Here is a 15924-nt window from a genome sequence, read left to right on the forward strand (position 1 = left end):
TGGTAGTAATCCGTACTGAACATATTATACATTATTTTCAGTATAGTTGAGCTTATTATTGACTAGAGTCATGCTCCATAGCAGATCCCCTAGCTGCTGAGGTTACTGAAATTGCACCGCGTCAGGGTCGGCACCGTTCGCCTCACCAAGCCCGTCAGAACATTTCCGGGGCCGATTTCCCACACCTCTTGGATGCCGTCGGCGGCCATCTGCAACACGGTTTCTCGCCAGCGGACAGGGGCAGTCATCTGGGCCAGCAGCGCCTGCTTAAGGGCTTGCGGATCCCGGCTGGCGGTGGCAGTGCAGTTGCTGTAGACGGGCACTCGCGGCGGCTGAAAGTCAACAGCGCGCAAGGTGTGGGCAAACTCCTCGGCAGCAGCCTGCATAAAGGGCGAGTGAAAGGCGCCACTTACCTTGAGGGGAACGGTGCGCTTGGCCTGCAACTGCTCACAGACGGCTTGCACCCCCTCCACTGAGCCGCTGATCACCACCTGATCCGGGCTGTTGTCGTTGGCAAGGGTGACATCGGGGATCATCTGGCACAGGTGCTCCAGCTTGTCGCGGTCAAACCCCATCACTGCCGCCATGCTGCCCGGGGGATCCCCTGCGGCTTCCATCAGTTGGCCCCGCAGCGCCACCAGCCGTAGGCCGGTCTCGAAGTCAAACACGCCGGCAGCGTAGAGGGCGCTGTATTCGCCCAGACTGTGGCCAGCAGTGCAGGCAGGAGCCTGTCCCTGGGCGTAGAGATAGTCCGTCAACAGGGCCGATACGGTGAACAAAGCCGGTTGTGTGTAGCCGGTCTGGTGGATCTGGTCTTCCGACAGAGCTAAGGGATCCCATCCCAGCATCTGGCGGGCCAAAGCCAACTTCTGGCCTGCTCCCTGCCAGTTCCGCAAGTCCCTTCCCATGCCTACCGCTTGGGATCCCTGGCCGGGATAGATCCAGGCAACAGTCATCAATTCATTTCCCCCAACGAAACACAATCGCCCCCCAGGTGAGGCCGGCACCAAAGCCTGCCATTACCCCCAGATCGCCGGCGCCAAAGCGTCCCTGCTCGATCCAAGTGGCCAAGGCAATTGGCACCGAAGCGCCCGAGGTGTTGCCGTAATACTCTAGGACGCTGGCCACCCGCTGCGGATCCAGTTGCAAACGCTTGGCTACCGCATCGAGAATGCGCTGGTTGGCCTGATGAATAAAATACCCCTGCACCGCCTCCGCCGGGATCCCGGCCCGGAAGAGAGCCTTCTCGATAACCTCCGGCACCGCCTGGACGGCGAACTTGTAGACCTCGCGGCCATTCATGGCGATGGGGCAGCAGCGGTATTGCCCCACCTGCAGGGATCCCACCAGGGGCTTGGCCTCTGTAGCCATGGACAAGCTGAGTAGCTGGCTGCCACTGCCATCGCTGCGCAGCTCAATGCTGAGGATCCCGCCGGTTTCCCCCGCCTCCAGAACCACTGCCCCAGCCCCATCTCCAAACAAGACACAGGTGGTGCGATCCGCCCAGTCCACCGTGCGGGAGAGCACATCCGCCGCCACCACCAAGGCCCGCCGATACAGCCCGGTTTGCAAAAACTGTGCTGCCGTGGCCACCGCAAAGACAAAGCCTGTGCAGGCTGCCGTCAGATCAAAGGCCACCGCCCGCGTTGCTCCCAGAGCTGCCTGCACCTGAGGGGCCGAGCCAAACCGATCGACGCCGGTGGAAGTGGCCAGCAGGATCAAATCCAGATCTTGTGGCGGGATCCCAGCCCGATCCAGAGCAGCCTTCGCCGCTTGAGCCGCCAAGTCCACCAAACTCAGATGGGGGGGGAGAATGCGCCGCTGACGAATGCCGGTGCGGGGCCAGATCCATTCGTCGGAAGTTTCGACGATCTGGCTGAGGTCGTCGTTGCTCAAGCAGGGATCCGGCAGGGCAGCCCCCACCCCCACCAGCCGCACGGTCGGGAGGCCATTGCTGGGCATGGACACTACCCTTCCACGCAATCCAAGGGCCGCAGAGGCAGCACCTCTGATCGCGACAGCGGGACGGAGTCAGAGGCGGACTGTTCGCGACAGCGGGACGGAGTCCTTAAAGGCCGTTCAGAGCTGGGATTAGACTCGCGAGGATCGGCCATCTCCGCCTGCAGTCGCTGCAGGATTTTTTGCTCCGCCGCTTCTTTGGCCAAACGAATGGCATGGTAAACCATCGCCGCCTTGGAGCTGCCGTGGGTAATCACGCAGATGCCGTTGACTCCGAGCAGCAAAGCGCCGCCATACTCCACGTAGTCCATCCGCCGCTTCACCTGTTTTAGGTTGGGTCGGAGCAGCCAGCAGCCCAACTTGCCGCGCCAACCGCGGGGCAGCTCCTCCCGCAGCACCTGGGTGATCACCTGTCCGACGCTCTCGGCAAACTTGAGGAGGGCATTGCCCACAAAGCCGTCGCACACCACCACATCAAACTCCCCGGTCAGCACATCCCGCCCCTCGGCATTGCCGGCAAAATGGATCCCTGGCAATTGGGCCAGGCGCTGGTGGGTGGCCAGAGCCAAATCGTTTCCCTTGTTGGGCTCCTCGCCGATGTTGAGCAGGCCCACCCGCGGACGCTCGACCCCCAGTACACACTGGCAGTAGAGGGATCCCATACGGGCAAACTGCTCCAAAAAGCGGGGCCGGCAATCTACATTGGCTCCCACATCCAAAAGCAACACCGGCTTGCCTCTTAAAGTGGGCAGAAGAGCACCAATGGCCGGGCGATCGATCCCTGCCAGCCGGCCCAAATGAAGGTAGGCCGCAGCCATCGCTGCTCCGGTATTCCCGGCGGCCACCACAGCATCGGCTTGGTTGGAGCGCACCTGTTGCATTGAGACGTTGATGGAGGCTTTGGGCTTTTTGCGTACCATCAACGGCTCTTCCGCCATGCCCACATCGTCCTCGGCAGGCACGATGGTGATCCCAGCAGGCAAGGGCTGAGGCAAAAAGGGCTTGAGGGACTCTGGACGACCGACCAGCGCAATCCCGACCCGCAGATGCCGATGGGCCAGCAAGGCGCCCTTGATGATCTCTTCGGGAGCGTAGTCGCCCCCCATCGCATCAACCGCAATTCGCACAAGCTGACCTCACACTGGAATATCCTCGGCAACTGCAAGTCAAGCGTCAGGGAAAGCGCAGCGACCTCTGCAGTCCCCCTGCCGGAAAATTGGGAGCCTTAATGGCTGCAGGATGCTACCGAATTGTACCAAAAAACTGGATCTAAAGCCCCGCCCTACCGCTACGCAGTTCCTCGTAAGTGCTGTCGTAGAACCAGAAACCAGAATCCTTGCCCTCTAGAGCGGGGGGTATGTCAACAGATTTGTTTTCCTCAATCAAGGCCGTAGGTTCCGCACCGAGCCCGAAGGGATCCGTTTGCGCTGCTTCTTCCCCACCCTGCATAGGAAACGTGGACTTCCTCACGCCTGCGTGAGGGCAGCCAAGAGAGAGCGTACCTGTTGGACGTGGGCGTGTGCAGTGGAGTTTCTGGCCTGGTGTTGGCCCAGCTCCGTCTCCAACTGCGCCAATTCTCCTGCCAACGCTGCCCACCGATCCCGCTCTGGGTAGAGGGTGGCCTGCAGGTGATTCAGGCGACCCCAGGTTTCTGCCATGGCCTGGGCGCGCGCCCGCAGGGATCCCTCCTCTTGCTCCAGGTGTTGCCACTGCTGCTCCAACTCTTGCCGTTGGCGGGCAAGCTGCTCTTGTTGAGAAGGTAAAGAAGAATCCAATTGTTGGATGAGGCTCTGCAAGCGACCTTTTTCTTGAAGGAGATCCTGTTTTTGGCTGCCGATCTGATCCAGAATCGGGCCAATATCGACCAAGGTAGGGGCGGCAGCGGCCTGCCCTTGAAGCTGGCTGAGGCGGGCCTCTTGGCGGGTCAACTCTTCGTATTCCCGCTGTAGGTTTTTCTCCTGAGGCAGCAGAGCTTCTTCGAGGGCGCTGCAAGCAGACTGAGCGTAGTCAATATCCATTTCGATATCGAACCGCTCTTCGGGAGAGGCAGTGGCCAAACGCTCTTGCAGCTCCCGTAGGGCTTGGCGATTTTGCTCCAGTTCGGCCCGCTGCTGGCTGACCTGGGCCGCCCGCTGCTCGTAATCTCGGCGCAGTTGGCTGACCAAAGCGACTAGCTCTTCCACCGAGATGGGAGGATCCGCGGATCCTGCCCTGCCGTCGTGATGGGCGATGATGAAGTCGTACTCTTGAACCAGGCGATACGTCTGTTGCTGGAGAGTTTCCTGCAAATGCAGGTGGCGGGTGATCTGTTGCAGTTGTTCTTGATAGGCTCGCAGGGATCCCTGCCGAGTTTGCCATTCTGCTTGGCTGTGCTCCAGGGATTGTCGGGATCCCCACCAAGCGGCGCGGCGTTCTTGCCAAGCGCGGTAGTCCCGATCCAGCTCGTCTTGCCGGATCTGGGCCTGCTGACGTTCTGCTTCCAGTTGGGCAATCTGTTGATTCAAGTGCTCCTGCTGCTGCTGAATGTGGCTTTTCAAGCTCTGCAGAAGCGCCAAGGGATCCCCAGCCGGATGTAGAGTCTCCTGGAGCTGCTGCACCAAAGCCTGTAGCTGCGCTGCTTCTGCTTCCCCCAATCGGCTGGAGCGAGCTTCTTGCAATTGAGCTTCCAACTCTTGCCGCTGTCGATTCAGAGCTTCCCGCTGTTCTCCGATCAGCCGCTGTTGTTCGGCCAAGTAAGCTTGCTGGGCTGCCAGCTCCTCTTTGAGGCTGTCCAGGAGTTTGCGATCTTCCTCTACGGCTTTGTATTGCTCGTACAGCCGCTGCACCTCTTCTTCTTGGGCTGCCAGATCCATCTCGCGGCGTTTAAGCTCATGGGCCTGAAAGGTGAGGGACTGTTTCCAAACCTCGATCTCCTCTTCCTGGCTGCGGGCTTTGAGCTGAAGTTGGCTGAAGTTTTGCAGGTAAGTCACCAGTTGGCGAGCAGCTTCGCTGATGCGGGCGACCTGACGGCTGCCGGAGATTTCCGCCAGCACCAGCGACCCATCCTTGAAACGCCCGGCCTCCTGGGCAATGCGGCCTTCCAGGGTAATCGATTCTTCGTTCACGGCCACCCAGGTATTGTCCTGCTGCTGCTTGGCCAGCAATTGTAGAGACGACTTAGCAAACCCAATCGGCTTGGATAGCTCTGCCAGGTACAGCACGCCTGAACTCCTTCAAAACAGCATGGACAACGCCAATCCCAAACCCTAACCCCACCGAGCCCTCGCCCCTGGCTGGGGAACAATGAACGGCTGCCGGAGTAGGGCTCCCCAAGGCGCAAAAGATGGCATCAGACTCTATACCTTACCGCTCTAGACTCAACCATAGGCTAAAAAAAGCACCTTCGCCAGATGAGTTTTGGGGATGTCCGGGGTAGCTATTCAAACCGGTGGCGGAGCACTAAGGTAGTCTAGGGTGTGGTGTAGGGTTCTGCTCAGGGTTTGTATGGAGCTGCAAGGTGAGCCGCTTTCTATTCGTCGGCGTTCTCCTGCCCCGCCGGTGGTCGTAGCCTCTCAGGTGTACCAGACAACAGCGCCGGAAGCCAAGCCGCGCCACATTTTGGAAGAGATCGTCTGGCACAAAGAACAGGAGGTGGAGCGCCAACGGGAGCAGCTTCCCCTGAAGCAATTGCAACGGCAACTGGATCAAGCCCCGCCGGTGCGGGATTTTGTGGCGGCTCTTACCCAGTCTCCTCACCCTGTTTCCTTGATTGCCGAGGTCAAAAAAGCCTCCCCCAGCCGCGGCGTTCTCCGGGATCCCTTTGACCCGGTGGCCATTGCCCAGAGCTATGAGGCCGGTGGGGCCAGTTGTCTCTCGGTGCTGACGGATGAGCGGTTCTTTCAGGGCAGTGGCGAGTATCTGCGGCAGATCCGTCAAGCGGCAGGGATCCCCATCCTGTGCAAGGAGTTCATTCTCTACCCCTACCAAATCCTCTGGGCCCGCGCCTTGGGGGCGGATGCAGTGCTCTTGATTGCCGCCATTCTCTCCGATGCGGATTTGGGCTACTTTCTCAAGCTGATTCGGCAATTGGGCATGGCGGCTCTGCTGGAGGTGCACACCTCCCAAGAGTTGCAGCGGGTGCTGCGTTTGCCCCAACTGCAAGAGTCCAGAGGGCAGGTGCTCATTGGCATCAACAATCGCGATCTGAGAACCTTTGCGGTGGACTTAAACACAACGCGCGACCTGTTGGCCGCCCACTCGGATCTCCTCGGCGAGCTGCCCATTGTCAGCGAGTCCGGCATCCATACCCCTGCCGATTTGCAGCAGTTGCGGGCCTGGGGGGTGCGCTCTGTGCTCGTGGGGGAAGCTCTGGTGAGACAGCCGGATCCCGGCCAAGCTGTGCGCCACCTGTTGTCATCTCAGTGAATGAGAACCCTCCATCATATGGATCTCTGTTAAGAACAATGGATCTCTAAGGATTGCTCAGACCGATGAAACGTATTCCTGTGCCGGCTCACATCCACTACGAATTTCTGCTGCGGGTATTGGAGCGGCAAACCTTTCCGGCAGTGGAAGAACAGGATTTCGGCAACCGAGCCCGCACACAAGAGCTGATCAACTCTCTGCGCAAAGCCCTCACCCAACAGGTGCAACTGGAAGAAGACTGGCGACAGCGGGGCTATCAGGTGGACTACCGCTGGAATATGGACGAGCCTCAGACTCCCCCTTGACCTTCCAGTCCACTGTAAGGTTTAGCATCCTTTCAGTGGCATTGGGTTGGGGAGGTTTCCCAAGATGCAGGTTGTTTTGACAGTGCCCAAGCTGGCCTGTGCGGCTTGCGTGGACACCATTGCGCAAGCGGTGCGGCAACTGGATCCCCAGGCCCAGGTGGAAGGGGATCCCAAAACCAAACAGGTGCGGATTACTTCTGGGCGGTCTGTGAGCGATTTGCGGCAGGCCCTCACCCAGGTGGGATATCCCCCGGCCTAGTCAATTTTGGGCCGGGAACGGTCGGGCGTCTGTTTTGAATTTCTGTACAGATGGCTGCCTTCGCCCTGCCCAGGGTGGAGAGTAGCTGTCGTTTCATCAACAAGGTGTTGCCATGTCTGCCCATAAAGGGTCATCGGGTGCACTATCGGCCTCTGCGCCTTCTCCTGAGGGCACTTGGCAGTTGGCCCTGCAAGGGATGAGCTGTGCCTCCTGCACCCGCAGCATCGAACAGGCCCTCACTCAGGTGCAGGGAGTATCCTCCGGATCCGTGAATTTTGCCAGTGAGCAGGCCACCGTCAAAGGGGATCCCCGGCTGGTGGATCCGCAGGCGCTGATTCGGGCGGTGGAGCGGGCGGGGTATCGGGCGCGCCTTATCCAGGAGGATTGGCAACTGGACGATCTGTCGGATCCAGAGCGGATCGCCCAACGGGCCGCAGAACGGGAACTGAAGCTCAAGGTGGCGATAGGGGTGGGCATCAGCACGGTGCTGGTGATCGGATCCCTGCCGATGATGCTGGGAATGGAAATCCCGGGCTTTCCCATGTGGCTGCACAATCCTGGGTTGCAGTTGCTGCTGACGGCTCCGGTGCAGTTTTGGGTGGGCAGGCATTTTTACCGGGGAGCCTGGGCTGCTTGGCAACGGCGTTCAGCGGATATGAACACGCTGGTGGCCTTAGGGACGAGCGCGGCTTTCTTCTATTCCATTTTCCCAACGGTTTTCCCCGACTCTTTCCATCGGCAGGGACTGCACCCGGATGTCTATTATGAGGTGTCGGCGGTGGTCACCACCCTGATTCTGGTGGGCAAGTGGATGGAGCAACGGGCTAAGGGGCAAACCTCCGAAGCCATTCGCAAGCTGATCGGGCTGCAACCGAAAACGGCAAGGGTAATTCGCCATGGGGTGGAGCAGGATATTCCGATTCGGGAAGTGCAGGTGGGGGATTGGATCCGGGTGCGCCCCGGAGAGAAGGTGCCGGTGGATGGGGTCATTCTAGAGGGATCCTCCAGCCTCGACGAGTCCATGGTGACCGGCGAGAGCCTGCCTGTACTCAAGTCGGCGGGGGATGAGGTGATTGGGGCAACGCTGAATCAGACGGGCAGCTTTGTGATGGAGGCGCGGCGGGTGGGCAAAGACACGGTTCTGGCCCAGATCGTGCGCCTGGTGCAGGAAGCTCAGGGATCCAAAGCCCCAATTCAACAGGTGGCGGATCGGGTGACTGCCTGGTTTGTGCCGGCAGTGATCGGGGTGGCAGTTCTAACTTTCGTGCTCTGGTGGGTGTTGGCGGACAACCTGACGCTGGCCTTGGTGAACACGATTGGGGTGCTGATCATCGCCTGCCCTTGTGCGCTGGGGTTGGCAACCCCCACCTCGATCCTGGTGGCCACGGGACGAGGGGCAGAATTGGGGATCCTGGTGAAAAGTGCCGACAGCCTGGAATTGGCCCACCACTTGCGCACGGTGGTCTTGGACAAAACTGGCACCCTGACCGAAGGTCGCCCTACCGTCACCGATATTTGGGCCCACGGCTCCTCTCCCCTGGCGGTGTTGCGCCTGGCAGCGGCGGTGGAGCGGCACTCGGAACATCCTTTGGCCCAGGCGGTGGTGCAGAAAGCCGAAGCCGAAAAAATTGTGATCCCTCCTGCCTGGCACTTTCAGGCAAGGGTAGGCAGTGGGGCAGAAGCTTGGGTGGAAGATCAGTGGATTCGCATCGGTCGGCTGAGCTGGCTACAGGAGATGGGGATCCCCTGGGATCCCTCTTGGTCAGAGCGGGTTCAGAATTGGGAAAGCCAGGGCAAAACGGTGATCGGCGTAGCCCAATCCCAGAGCCTGGTGGGGCTGTTGGCCATTGCCGATCCGCTCAAACCCACCTCTCCTGAGGCAGTGCAACAGCTGCAACAGATGGGTCTAGAGGTGATCCTGCTAACCGGGGATAACCCCACCACGGCCCAAGCGGTTGCTCGGCAAGCAGGCATTCAGCGGGTAATTGCCCAAGTCCGTCCGGATCAGAAGGCAGCTTACATACGCAGCCTAAGACAACCGCGACGGCGGGTGGCGATGGTGGGAGATGGCATTAACGATGCTCCGGCTCTGGCAGAAGCCGATGTGGGGATCGCCATCGGTACGGGTACGGATGTGGCGATGGCCGCCAGCGATATAACCCTCATGTCGGGAGATCTGCGCGGAGTCGCCACTGCCATTCAACTCAGCCGGGCCACCCTCAACAACATCCGCCAGAACCTCTTCTTCGCCTTTATCTACAATACGCTGGGGATCCCGATTGCCGCTGGGGCGCTCTATCCCTTTACAGGCTGGTTGCTCAACCCTATGCTGGCGGGGGCAGCCATGGCCCTGAGTTCCGTTTCGGTGGTCGCCAATGCCCTGCGCCTGCGACACTTTCAGCCCCCCAGACCAGCGGGCCGGCGTTAGGCCCTCTCCCAGGGGCAAGGGGGATTAGCGCGGCAACAGTTTTGCTGCCCTTTGAGCATGAGTCTGCCGTACCGCTCATGCCTCAGGGCTATCTTCTGGCAGACAAGGACATCCCCCCAGGGGGCTTGGTGAACGACAAGCGGCAAGCTAACCTAAAAGGCTCAGGCAGACTGGGGAAAGCGCGGTGCAAGTCCGCCACTGTGACGCAACTGTGATGGGATCCCTCCCTCAGCCAGAACACCCACCTGCCGTTGTCCTGTACCCCTTGCGATTCACAAGGAACGGAGTTTTTTGTGTTGAATACCCTCAGTGTTTCCCCTCCGCTTGCGGTTGGGCAGTCTCCTGTTGTCCCCCTGCCCCTGTTGCTCATCGGCCACGGATCCCGCGACCCCCAAGGGCAGCAAGCCTTTCTGGAGCTAGCCCAGGCTTACCAAGCTCTCACCCCCCATCGACCGGTGATCCCCTGCTTTCTGGAGCTGACCCAGCCAACCATTGCCCAGGGGGTAGAGCAGTGCTTGGCCCAAGGGTGGCAGGAGATCGTGGCCCTGCCGCTGTTGCTGTTTGGGGCCCGCCACAACAAGTTCGATGTGACGATGGAACTGGATCGCCTGCAGGCCCTCTATCCCCAGTTGCGCATTCGTTACGGTGGGCCGCTGGGGATCCGCATCGAGATCCTGCAACTGCTGCGAGACCGATTGGCCGCTTTGATGGCCGCCCAACCGCAGCGGATCCCAGAAGCAGAAACCGTGCTCCTGTTTGTGGGTCGCGGCTCCAGCGATCCCGAGGCCAATGCCGAAGCCTGTAAACTGGCCCGGTTGCTTTGGGAAGGATCTGGGTTTGCCGCTGTGGAAACTTGCTTTATCGGCATTACCCATCCCCGCCTGCCCGTGGGATTGGAGCGGGCCTTGTCCTGGCATCCGCGCCGGGTGATCGTGCTGCCCTACTTCCTGTTTACCGGAGTGCTGGTGAAAAAAATTGAGGCGGCAGTGGAACAACAACGACAACGACAGTCGGAAATCGACTGGCTCATGCTGCCGGAATTGGGCCTTGTGGACACGGTGCTGCACAGCCTGCAGCAACTGGAGCAGGAAGCCCTACAGGGCCAAACCCAAATGAACTGCCACCTGTGCAAGTTTCGCCTGGCCGTGAGCGCAGAGGTCAGAGCTGGGCATACCCATCACCATCCTCACGAGCATCATCACCACCATCACGGGCACGGATCCCATCACCATCCTCATTCCCACCCTCACCACGACCACGGCCATACCCACGCAGCGGCTGGGGATCCCTGGGCCCAATTAGAGGGCTACCACCAACGGGCTTGGCAGGTGCCCTGAGAGGGAAACAGAGGCTGCTGGCGGGATAAACTGAGTGCAGACAGGCCATTTTTGAACCTGGTTTTCCCGCTCTAGCGATTGTGATAACGAAAAGCCAATGACGATGTTTTCCCGCTCCTCTTGGGTCTCGGGTGCCGCTGCTGCGGGGAGCGGGATTTTCGTCTTCGCTCTGGTGGTGGGGCTGTTGGATCAGATCCTGCCAACCCTGCCCAGGGTTTCCTTATCCTTGGCCGGGATCCCTGGGATCCTGGCTGCCGCTGGGGCCTCCTATGGGGCCTGGCGGGTGGTTCAGATGGGTCTGCAGTCGGGCTCCTGGACTGATTTTCGGGCCTCGCTGGTAGCGGCTCTGTCTCCCTTTGATCCCGCCGATTATGGCGGCAACCCTCGGCAACCCGAGGAGGATTCTCTCCCTTTGCAGTCGGTTGACGAGGATCCTCAAACCCAGATCCGCGATCGACAAATTCTTGATCAAGCTGAGCAGCAGACGGAAACTGAAACCGAAGTAAGCGAACACACTCAAGTAAGACTGCAGGGCGAGCAGCACCAGGATCAAGCTTCGCAGGCCAAGGCCCAACAGTTGCAGCCCCTACAAGAATTGTCATCACCTTCTTCCCCAAGCCCTGAGTCGGCAAAACCCACACCAGAGCCAGAGCTCAACCAAAAACTTCGCCAACTCCAGATGCAGGTCGCCACTCTGAAAATAGAACTGGAACTCCAAGAAATCCAACTGCAGCAGTTGGAGGTGAGGCGGACTCGGCTTCAGCAGCAGAAGCAGAAACTCAAGCACGTTCTGCGTCGCACGGCGTCCGAAAATCAAAGGCTGCGCTTCTTACAGGAGCAAAAAGCCCGGCAACTGGAGCAAACTCAGCAAGAGCTGCAAGCTTTGCGGGAGTCCTACCGCGCCTTGCAAGTTCTCCAGGAAATAGGCTTCACCCTAACCCAAAACCTATCTCACAAAATAGCCGAAACGGAACCCTCTAAGCCCTCCGGCTAGCCGAAGTCTCAACTCACCCGTTTCAGGACAAATACACTCCCCTCGCTGCCCCGGCCCATCCGCAAATCTTCATCCAAATAGGTGATATCCAGCCAGCCCGTTGGCTCGCGGCGGCGAATATCGATTTGAATAGCCGGGATCCGCTCCGGAGCCCGCTCGAGCAAATAGAGAAAACTCTCGATCTCGTAGCTCATCAAAGCTTGGGATCCGAACACCAATCGCTCGAAAATCACCCTCACCCGACGCTCCGATTCGGGGTAAAAGCGTGCCGATACCGCCAAGATTCCCCGTGGCACCCAAGCCCCCAGCCAGCCGGATCCCTGGATCTCCGCCACGTTGAAGACCCGTCCAGCCTTGGCCCGAATACACTGGTAGATCTCGCCGGTGGTCAAAAAAGGCAACTGTGCCAGCCGCAGCAGAGCTGTGCTCGTGGTAAATAGGGTGAGCCAGTTCCCCTCCAACCCTTCAGGAGCCGATGTTGGCTTGGGGGTGGGGTTGAGCGCTTCTAGGACGGCAATTTGAGACAAAATCTGGGCTTTTTGGTCAGGGGAAACTTTCCGGCCCCGGTCGGTCGCCTCCAGTAGGTGCAGCAGAGCCGATTTTTGCTGAGCCAGGGCCTCAGACATGGGCACACTCCGAAGGCACTGACCCTATTTTAGAGAACGCGGGATCCCTCTGCCCTTAACCGTCTTCTCCCACCAGTTTCAGGTTCAGATCTGCCACCTGCTCATACCCTAGCCCGGCCCGCACCACCAGCGGCTCGGATCCGGTCAAATCGATTACCGTAGAGACCTTGGCCCGGCGGGGGGCATCGTCATCCAGCACCAGATCCACCTGTTTTTCCAACTGCCGCATTTCCTCAGCCGCAAAGATCCCACCCTCATCCCAGGGATCGCTCTCCCATTCCCAGGTTTGCCCAAAACTTAAGCCCAGGGATCCGACGGGATCCCCCCCCAGCTTGGCAGAGGTGGAGACAATTGGATTGCCCAACTCTTCCAGCAAAGCCTGACAAATGGCCGAGTCGGGCACGCGGATGCCGGTGGTTTTCCGTTTGGGCTCCATCACCAACTTGGGCACCAGCTTGGTGGCCGGCAACAGAAACGTAAACGGGCCCGGGATCAGCCGCCGCATCAGCCGATAGGCCGAATCGGTTACCTGGGCATAGTGGGCAATGCGTGAGAGAGAAGGGCACAAAAAGGTAAGAGGCTTGTCGTTGGAGAGCTGCTTGATACGGCGTACCCGCTCCACTGCTTGTTTGTGGGTCACATCGCAGCCAATGGCATAGACTGTATCGGTGGGGTAAAGCATCACCGCCCCCTCCCGCAAAGCCGCCGCGATCCGCCGGATGGAACGGGCCTGGGGCTGTTGAGGATGCAGCTTAAAATACTCGGCCATCGGGCAGGTGGAAAGAGGTCAAGACTCGGAGCAGCTCCCCCCCAAAGGGTTTTCCACAAGAGGGCGGGGGGTCGGTGGCACCGACACCGGCAGGGATCCCTGAGATTCGGGCCAGTCCTTCAGTTGTTGCATCAGGGCTTGGATGTGCAGACGGGGCAGATAGGGCCAGTCGCCGGCTTCTTCCAAATCCTGAAGCACCCGATACAGAGCTTGACGGGTGTTGGGCAAAGACTCCCGAAAGGCACCTTCCAGGATCGCGCGGTGCAACTCCTCCAGCAGCCGCAGGAGCATCAGCAGCTCCACACACGCTCCCGCCCTCGCCTGAGCCGCCTGTTCAACGGCCAACATAATCTGACGCAAATCCGGTGGCAGATCCTCCGCCGAGATATACATGGCCACTCGTCTCTGGGTTCTGGGAAGGCAGGGGCTTTCCCATTCTAAGATTCTTCTGCCCTAGGACTGGATGGATTTTGCCCCCACAAGATCCAACTGCGCAGGCTGTTGGGATCCCCGACCCAGGCACTGCCACACCCGCTGCAAGAGGGCATCCAGCCCCTGCTTGGCAATCGCAGAAATGGTCACCACCGAAGTGCCGGCAGCAGCAGACAGCCTCTGGGCGCGCTCGGCAACCTGCTGGGGATCCAGAACATCGATCTTGTTCAAAACCAGGATTTGTGGCTTATCGATTAACCCGTGGCCGTAGGCGCGCAGCTCCTGCTGAATAACCTGGTAATCCTTGACGGGATCCGCCGCCGTGCCATCCACCAAATGAATCAGTACCCTGGTACGCTCCACATGGCGCAAAAACTCATGGCCCAGCCCCACCCCCAAGTGCGCCCCCTCGATCAGCCCCGGAATATCGGCAAACACCACCCCATCTCCCGATGGATGGGGCACCACCCCCAAATTGGGCTGCAACGTGGTGAAGGGGTAGTCAGCAATCTTGGGGCGGGCAGAGGAGACCACCGAAATCAGAGTGGACTTGCCCGCATTGGGCAGGCCGACAATGCCCACCTCGGCAATCAACTTCAGCTCCAGGCGCAGGCGCACCCGTTCTCCCGCTTCGCCCTTGGTGAATTGGCGGGGGGCGCGATTGTGGTTGCTCAAAAAATGGGCATTGCCTAAGCCGCCTTTGCCCCCACGGGCTACCAGCAATTGATCCCCCTTGCCCACCAGATCGCCCAACAATTCCCCCGTCTCCGCATTGAACACCACAGTACCGCAGGGCACCCGCACCAGCCGATCCGCACCACTGGCCCCGCTGCGATGGTTGGGCCCCCCTTTGGCCCCGTGTTCCGCCTTGATCACCGGTTGAAAGCGAAAATCCAACAGAGTTTGCAGGCCGGGATCGGCCACCAAGATCACCGAGCCGCCCCGCCCGCCATTGCCGCCGGATGGCCCCCCAGCCGGCACATACTTTTCACGGCGGAAGGCAACGATGCCATCCCCGCCATTCCCCCCTTGCACTTCAATTTCGGCTTGGTCGATAAAGTGCAATCGTTCTTCTCCCAAATCTTCTATCTTCCAGCTTGGCAAGATGCCGGGAAACTTGCCACAAAAGACGCTCCTCTAAGCTACGATGGTATTTCCCAGCCACATCCTCCCCAGGTGGGAAAGTGGAAGTGGGATCCTGCCAAACTCGATTGGCCTTCTACCCTTTATCCCGCGCAACTGATCTGTTACTGCACCCCTATGAGTCGATTCACTGCTGCCGATGTAGGTTTTACCACTGAAGACTTTGCCGCCCTTCTGGATAAGTACGACTATCACTTCAGCCCTGGCGAAATTGTGGCGGGTACAGTATTCTCGGTGGAGCCACGCGGTGCTTTGATCGATATTGGGGCCAAAACGGCTGCCTTTCTGCCGCTCCAGGAGATGTCGATTAGCCGCCTGGAAGACCCGCACGAGATGCTGCAGCCGGGAGAAACCCGCGAGTTTTTTATCCTCACCGAAGAAAACGAAGAGGGACAACTCACTCTTTCCATCCGTCGCATCGAGTACATGCGGGCCTGGGAACGGGTACGGCAGCTCCAGAAAGAAGATGCCACCGTTCGCTCAACCATTTTTGCCACCAACCGAGGTGGAGCCCTGGTGCGGATTGAGGGGCTGCGGGGCTTTATCCCCGGATCCCACATCAGCACCCGCAAGCCAAAAGAAGAGCTGGTGGGCGAAGAGCTGCCCCTGAAGTTTCTGGAGGTGGACGAAGACCGCAACCGCCTGGTGTTGAGCCATCGCCGCGCCTTGGTGGAGCGGAAGATGAACAAGCTGGAAGTGGGCGAGGTGGTGGTCGGCACGGTGCGGGGCATCAAGCCCTATGGTGCCTTTATCGATATTGGCGGCGTCTCCGGCCTGCTGCACATTTCCGAGATCTCCCACGATCATGTTGACACGCCCCACAGCGTCTTCAACGTCAACGACGAAGTGAAGGTGATGATCATCGATCTAGATGCGGAGCGGGGGCGGATCTCGCTGTCCACCAAGCAACTGGAGCCCAATCCCGGCGACATGATTCGGGATCCCAAGCTGGTTTACGAGAAGGCTGAGGAAATGGCAGCCAAGTACCGCGAGCAACTGTTGGCCGCTAAGCAAGGACAAGCGGCAGAGGCCCCACCGGAAGTGGTGGAAGAGGAGCTGGAATACGCGGCGGCGGCTGTGGAATGAGGGCAAGCTTGGCGCCATCTCTGCCTGCGATGAGACTGAGGTTAGGAGCCTTCAGCTCCGTTGGCGTGGGTGGCTCGTGGGAGCGGGGCAGCCCAGGCTCCTAGGGAGACGGGTACTGCTGCTGTGGCGAAGTAGGCCGACGGCGCTCACGCAGGGCTGCAAACCTGCGCCAGTAACGGGAA

Annotated in this window: 15 protein-coding genes and 1 riboswitch; of the genes, 7 read left to right on the forward strand and 8 right to left on the reverse strand. The window is 59.7% G+C overall.

The window, feature by feature from the left end; genetic code table 11:
* Nucleotides 1-89 precede the first annotated feature (89 nt).
* The 4 genes from fabD to hmpF form a co-directional block, all read right to left on the reverse strand.
* Nucleotides 90-956, reverse strand: a complete 867-nt coding sequence (fabD, locus tag NW842_RS03480) for an ACP S-malonyltransferase (RefSeq protein WP_414342607.1) — start codon at nucleotides 954-956, stop codon at nucleotides 90-92.
* Nucleotides 957-960: 4 nt separating this feature from the next.
* The gene (locus tag NW842_RS03485) at nucleotides 961-1968 is read right to left on the reverse strand and encodes a beta-ketoacyl-ACP synthase III (RefSeq protein WP_414374120.1); all 1008 of its coding nucleotides are present in this window, start codon (nucleotides 1966-1968) and stop codon (nucleotides 961-963) included.
* On the reverse strand, nucleotides 1968-3065 hold the full coding sequence (gene plsX / locus NW842_RS03490) for a phosphate acyltransferase PlsX (RefSeq protein ID WP_414357597.1): 1098 nt from the start codon (nucleotides 3063-3065) through the stop codon (nucleotides 1968-1970). The genes NW842_RS03485 and plsX overlap by 1 nt, the downstream gene beginning before the upstream one ends.
* Nucleotides 3066-3425: 360 nt before the next feature.
* Entirely contained in the window at nucleotides 3426-5159 is a 1734-nt protein-coding gene (gene hmpF, locus NW842_RS03495) for a pilus motility taxis protein HmpF (RefSeq protein ID WP_414374122.1), read from the reverse strand.
* A gap of 283 nt (nucleotides 5160-5442) precedes the next feature.
* Here hmpF and trpC point away from each other — a divergent pair, with 283 nt between their 5' ends.
* The 6 genes from trpC (at nucleotide 5443) to NW842_RS03525 (ending at nucleotide 11686) form a co-directional block, all read left to right on the forward strand.
* Entirely contained in the window at nucleotides 5443-6363 is a 921-nt protein-coding gene (trpC, locus tag NW842_RS03500; protein ID WP_414357590.1) for an indole-3-glycerol phosphate synthase TrpC, read from the forward strand.
* A gap of 65 nt (nucleotides 6364-6428) precedes the next feature.
* Entirely contained in the window at nucleotides 6429-6668 is a 240-nt protein-coding gene (locus tag NW842_RS03505; RefSeq protein WP_414357589.1) for a DUF5340 domain-containing protein, read from the forward strand.
* A 64-nt stretch (nucleotides 6669-6732) separates the two neighbouring features.
* Entirely contained in the window at nucleotides 6733-6927 is a 195-nt protein-coding gene (locus tag NW842_RS03510; RefSeq protein ID WP_414357588.1) for a heavy-metal-associated domain-containing protein, read from the forward strand.
* Nucleotides 6928-7039: 112 nt separating this feature from the next.
* Nucleotides 7040-9355: a heavy metal translocating P-type ATPase gene (locus tag NW842_RS03515; RefSeq protein WP_414374124.1), complete on the forward strand. Its 2316-nt coding sequence runs from the start codon at nucleotides 7040-7042 to the stop codon at nucleotides 9353-9355.
* 127 nt (nucleotides 9356-9482) lie between these two features.
* A riboswitch (cobalamin riboswitch) is annotated at nucleotides 9483-9619 on the forward strand.
* Between the two features lie 32 nt (nucleotides 9620-9651).
* Nucleotides 9652-10692 (forward strand): sirohydrochlorin chelatase, encoded by a 1041-nt coding sequence (locus tag NW842_RS03520; protein WP_414374148.1) that lies wholly within the window; start codon nucleotides 9652-9654, stop codon nucleotides 10690-10692.
* Between the two features lie 97 nt (nucleotides 10693-10789).
* The gene (locus tag NW842_RS03525; protein WP_414374126.1) at nucleotides 10790-11686 is read left to right on the forward strand and encodes a hypothetical protein; all 897 of its coding nucleotides are present in this window, start codon (nucleotides 10790-10792) and stop codon (nucleotides 11684-11686) included.
* Nucleotides 11687-11694: 8 nt separating this feature from the next.
* Here NW842_RS03525 and NW842_RS03530 read toward each other — a convergent pair whose 3' ends face one another.
* Genes NW842_RS03530 through obgE form a run of 4 tightly spaced genes read right to left on the reverse strand, consistent with a single transcriptional unit; the run spans nucleotide 11695 to nucleotide 14578 of the window.
* Nucleotides 11695-12312 carry a PAP/fibrillin family protein gene (locus NW842_RS03530; protein ID WP_414357585.1) on the reverse strand — a complete coding sequence of 206 codons (618 nt, stop codon included), beginning with the start codon at nucleotides 12310-12312 and terminating at the stop codon, nucleotides 11695-11697.
* Nucleotides 12313-12367: 55 nt separating this feature from the next.
* Entirely contained in the window at nucleotides 12368-13081 is a 714-nt protein-coding gene (locus tag NW842_RS03535) for an L-threonylcarbamoyladenylate synthase (RefSeq protein ID WP_414374128.1), read from the reverse strand.
* Between the two features lie 18 nt (nucleotides 13082-13099).
* Entirely contained in the window at nucleotides 13100-13474 is a 375-nt protein-coding gene (locus NW842_RS03540; protein WP_414357583.1) for a hypothetical protein, read from the reverse strand.
* A gap of 60 nt (nucleotides 13475-13534) precedes the next feature.
* Nucleotides 13535-14578: a GTPase ObgE gene (gene obgE / locus NW842_RS03545; RefSeq protein ID WP_414342608.1), complete on the reverse strand. Its 1044-nt coding sequence runs from the start codon at nucleotides 14576-14578 to the stop codon at nucleotides 13535-13537.
* A gap of 195 nt (nucleotides 14579-14773) precedes the next feature.
* Here obgE and NW842_RS03550 point away from each other — a divergent pair, with 195 nt between their 5' ends.
* Complete coding sequence (locus NW842_RS03550) at nucleotides 14774-15742, forward strand: 30S ribosomal protein S1 (protein WP_414350512.1); 969 nt, start codon at nucleotides 14774-14776, stop codon at nucleotides 15740-15742.
* The last annotated feature ends 182 nt before the right edge of the window (nucleotides 15743-15924 follow it).

The sequence above is a fragment of the Synechococcus sp. R55.4 genome (assembly GCF_047461935.1).
Lineage (GTDB): Bacteria > Cyanobacteriota > Cyanobacteriia > Thermostichales > Thermostichaceae > Thermostichus.

Excerpts from the sequence above, each read along its gene's own strand:
- fabD (WP_414342607.1), bottom strand. The coding sequence starts at position 956 with ATGACTGTTGCCTGGATCTATCCCGGCCAGGGATCCCAAGCGGTAGGC.
- plsX (WP_414357597.1), bottom strand. The coding sequence starts at position 3,065 with ATGGGGGGCGACTACGCTCCCGAAGAGATCATCAAGGGCGCCTTGCTG.
- trpC (WP_414357590.1), top strand. The coding sequence starts at position 5,443 with ATGGAGCTGCAAGGTGAGCCGCTTTCTATTCGTCGGCGTTCTCCTGCC.
- NW842_RS03505 (WP_414357589.1), top strand. The coding sequence starts at position 6,429 with ATGAAACGTATTCCTGTGCCGGCTCACATCCACTACGAATTTCTGCTG.
- NW842_RS03510 (WP_414357588.1), top strand. The coding sequence starts at position 6,733 with ATGCAGGTTGTTTTGACAGTGCCCAAGCTGGCCTGTGCGGCTTGCGTG.
- NW842_RS03515 (WP_414374124.1), top strand. The coding sequence starts at position 7,040 with ATGTCTGCCCATAAAGGGTCATCGGGTGCACTATCGGCCTCTGCGCCT.
- NW842_RS03525 (WP_414374126.1), top strand. The coding sequence starts at position 10,790 with ATGACGATGTTTTCCCGCTCCTCTTGGGTCTCGGGTGCCGCTGCTGCG.
- NW842_RS03530 (WP_414357585.1), bottom strand. The coding sequence starts at position 12,312 with ATGTCTGAGGCCCTGGCTCAGCAAAAATCGGCTCTGCTGCACCTACTG.
- NW842_RS03535 (WP_414374128.1), bottom strand. The coding sequence starts at position 13,081 with ATGGCCGAGTATTTTAAGCTGCATCCTCAACAGCCCCAGGCCCGTTCC.
- NW842_RS03540 (WP_414357583.1), bottom strand. The coding sequence starts at position 13,474 with ATGTATATCTCGGCGGAGGATCTGCCACCGGATTTGCGTCAGATTATG.
- NW842_RS03550 (WP_414350512.1), top strand. The coding sequence starts at position 14,774 with ATGAGTCGATTCACTGCTGCCGATGTAGGTTTTACCACTGAAGACTTT.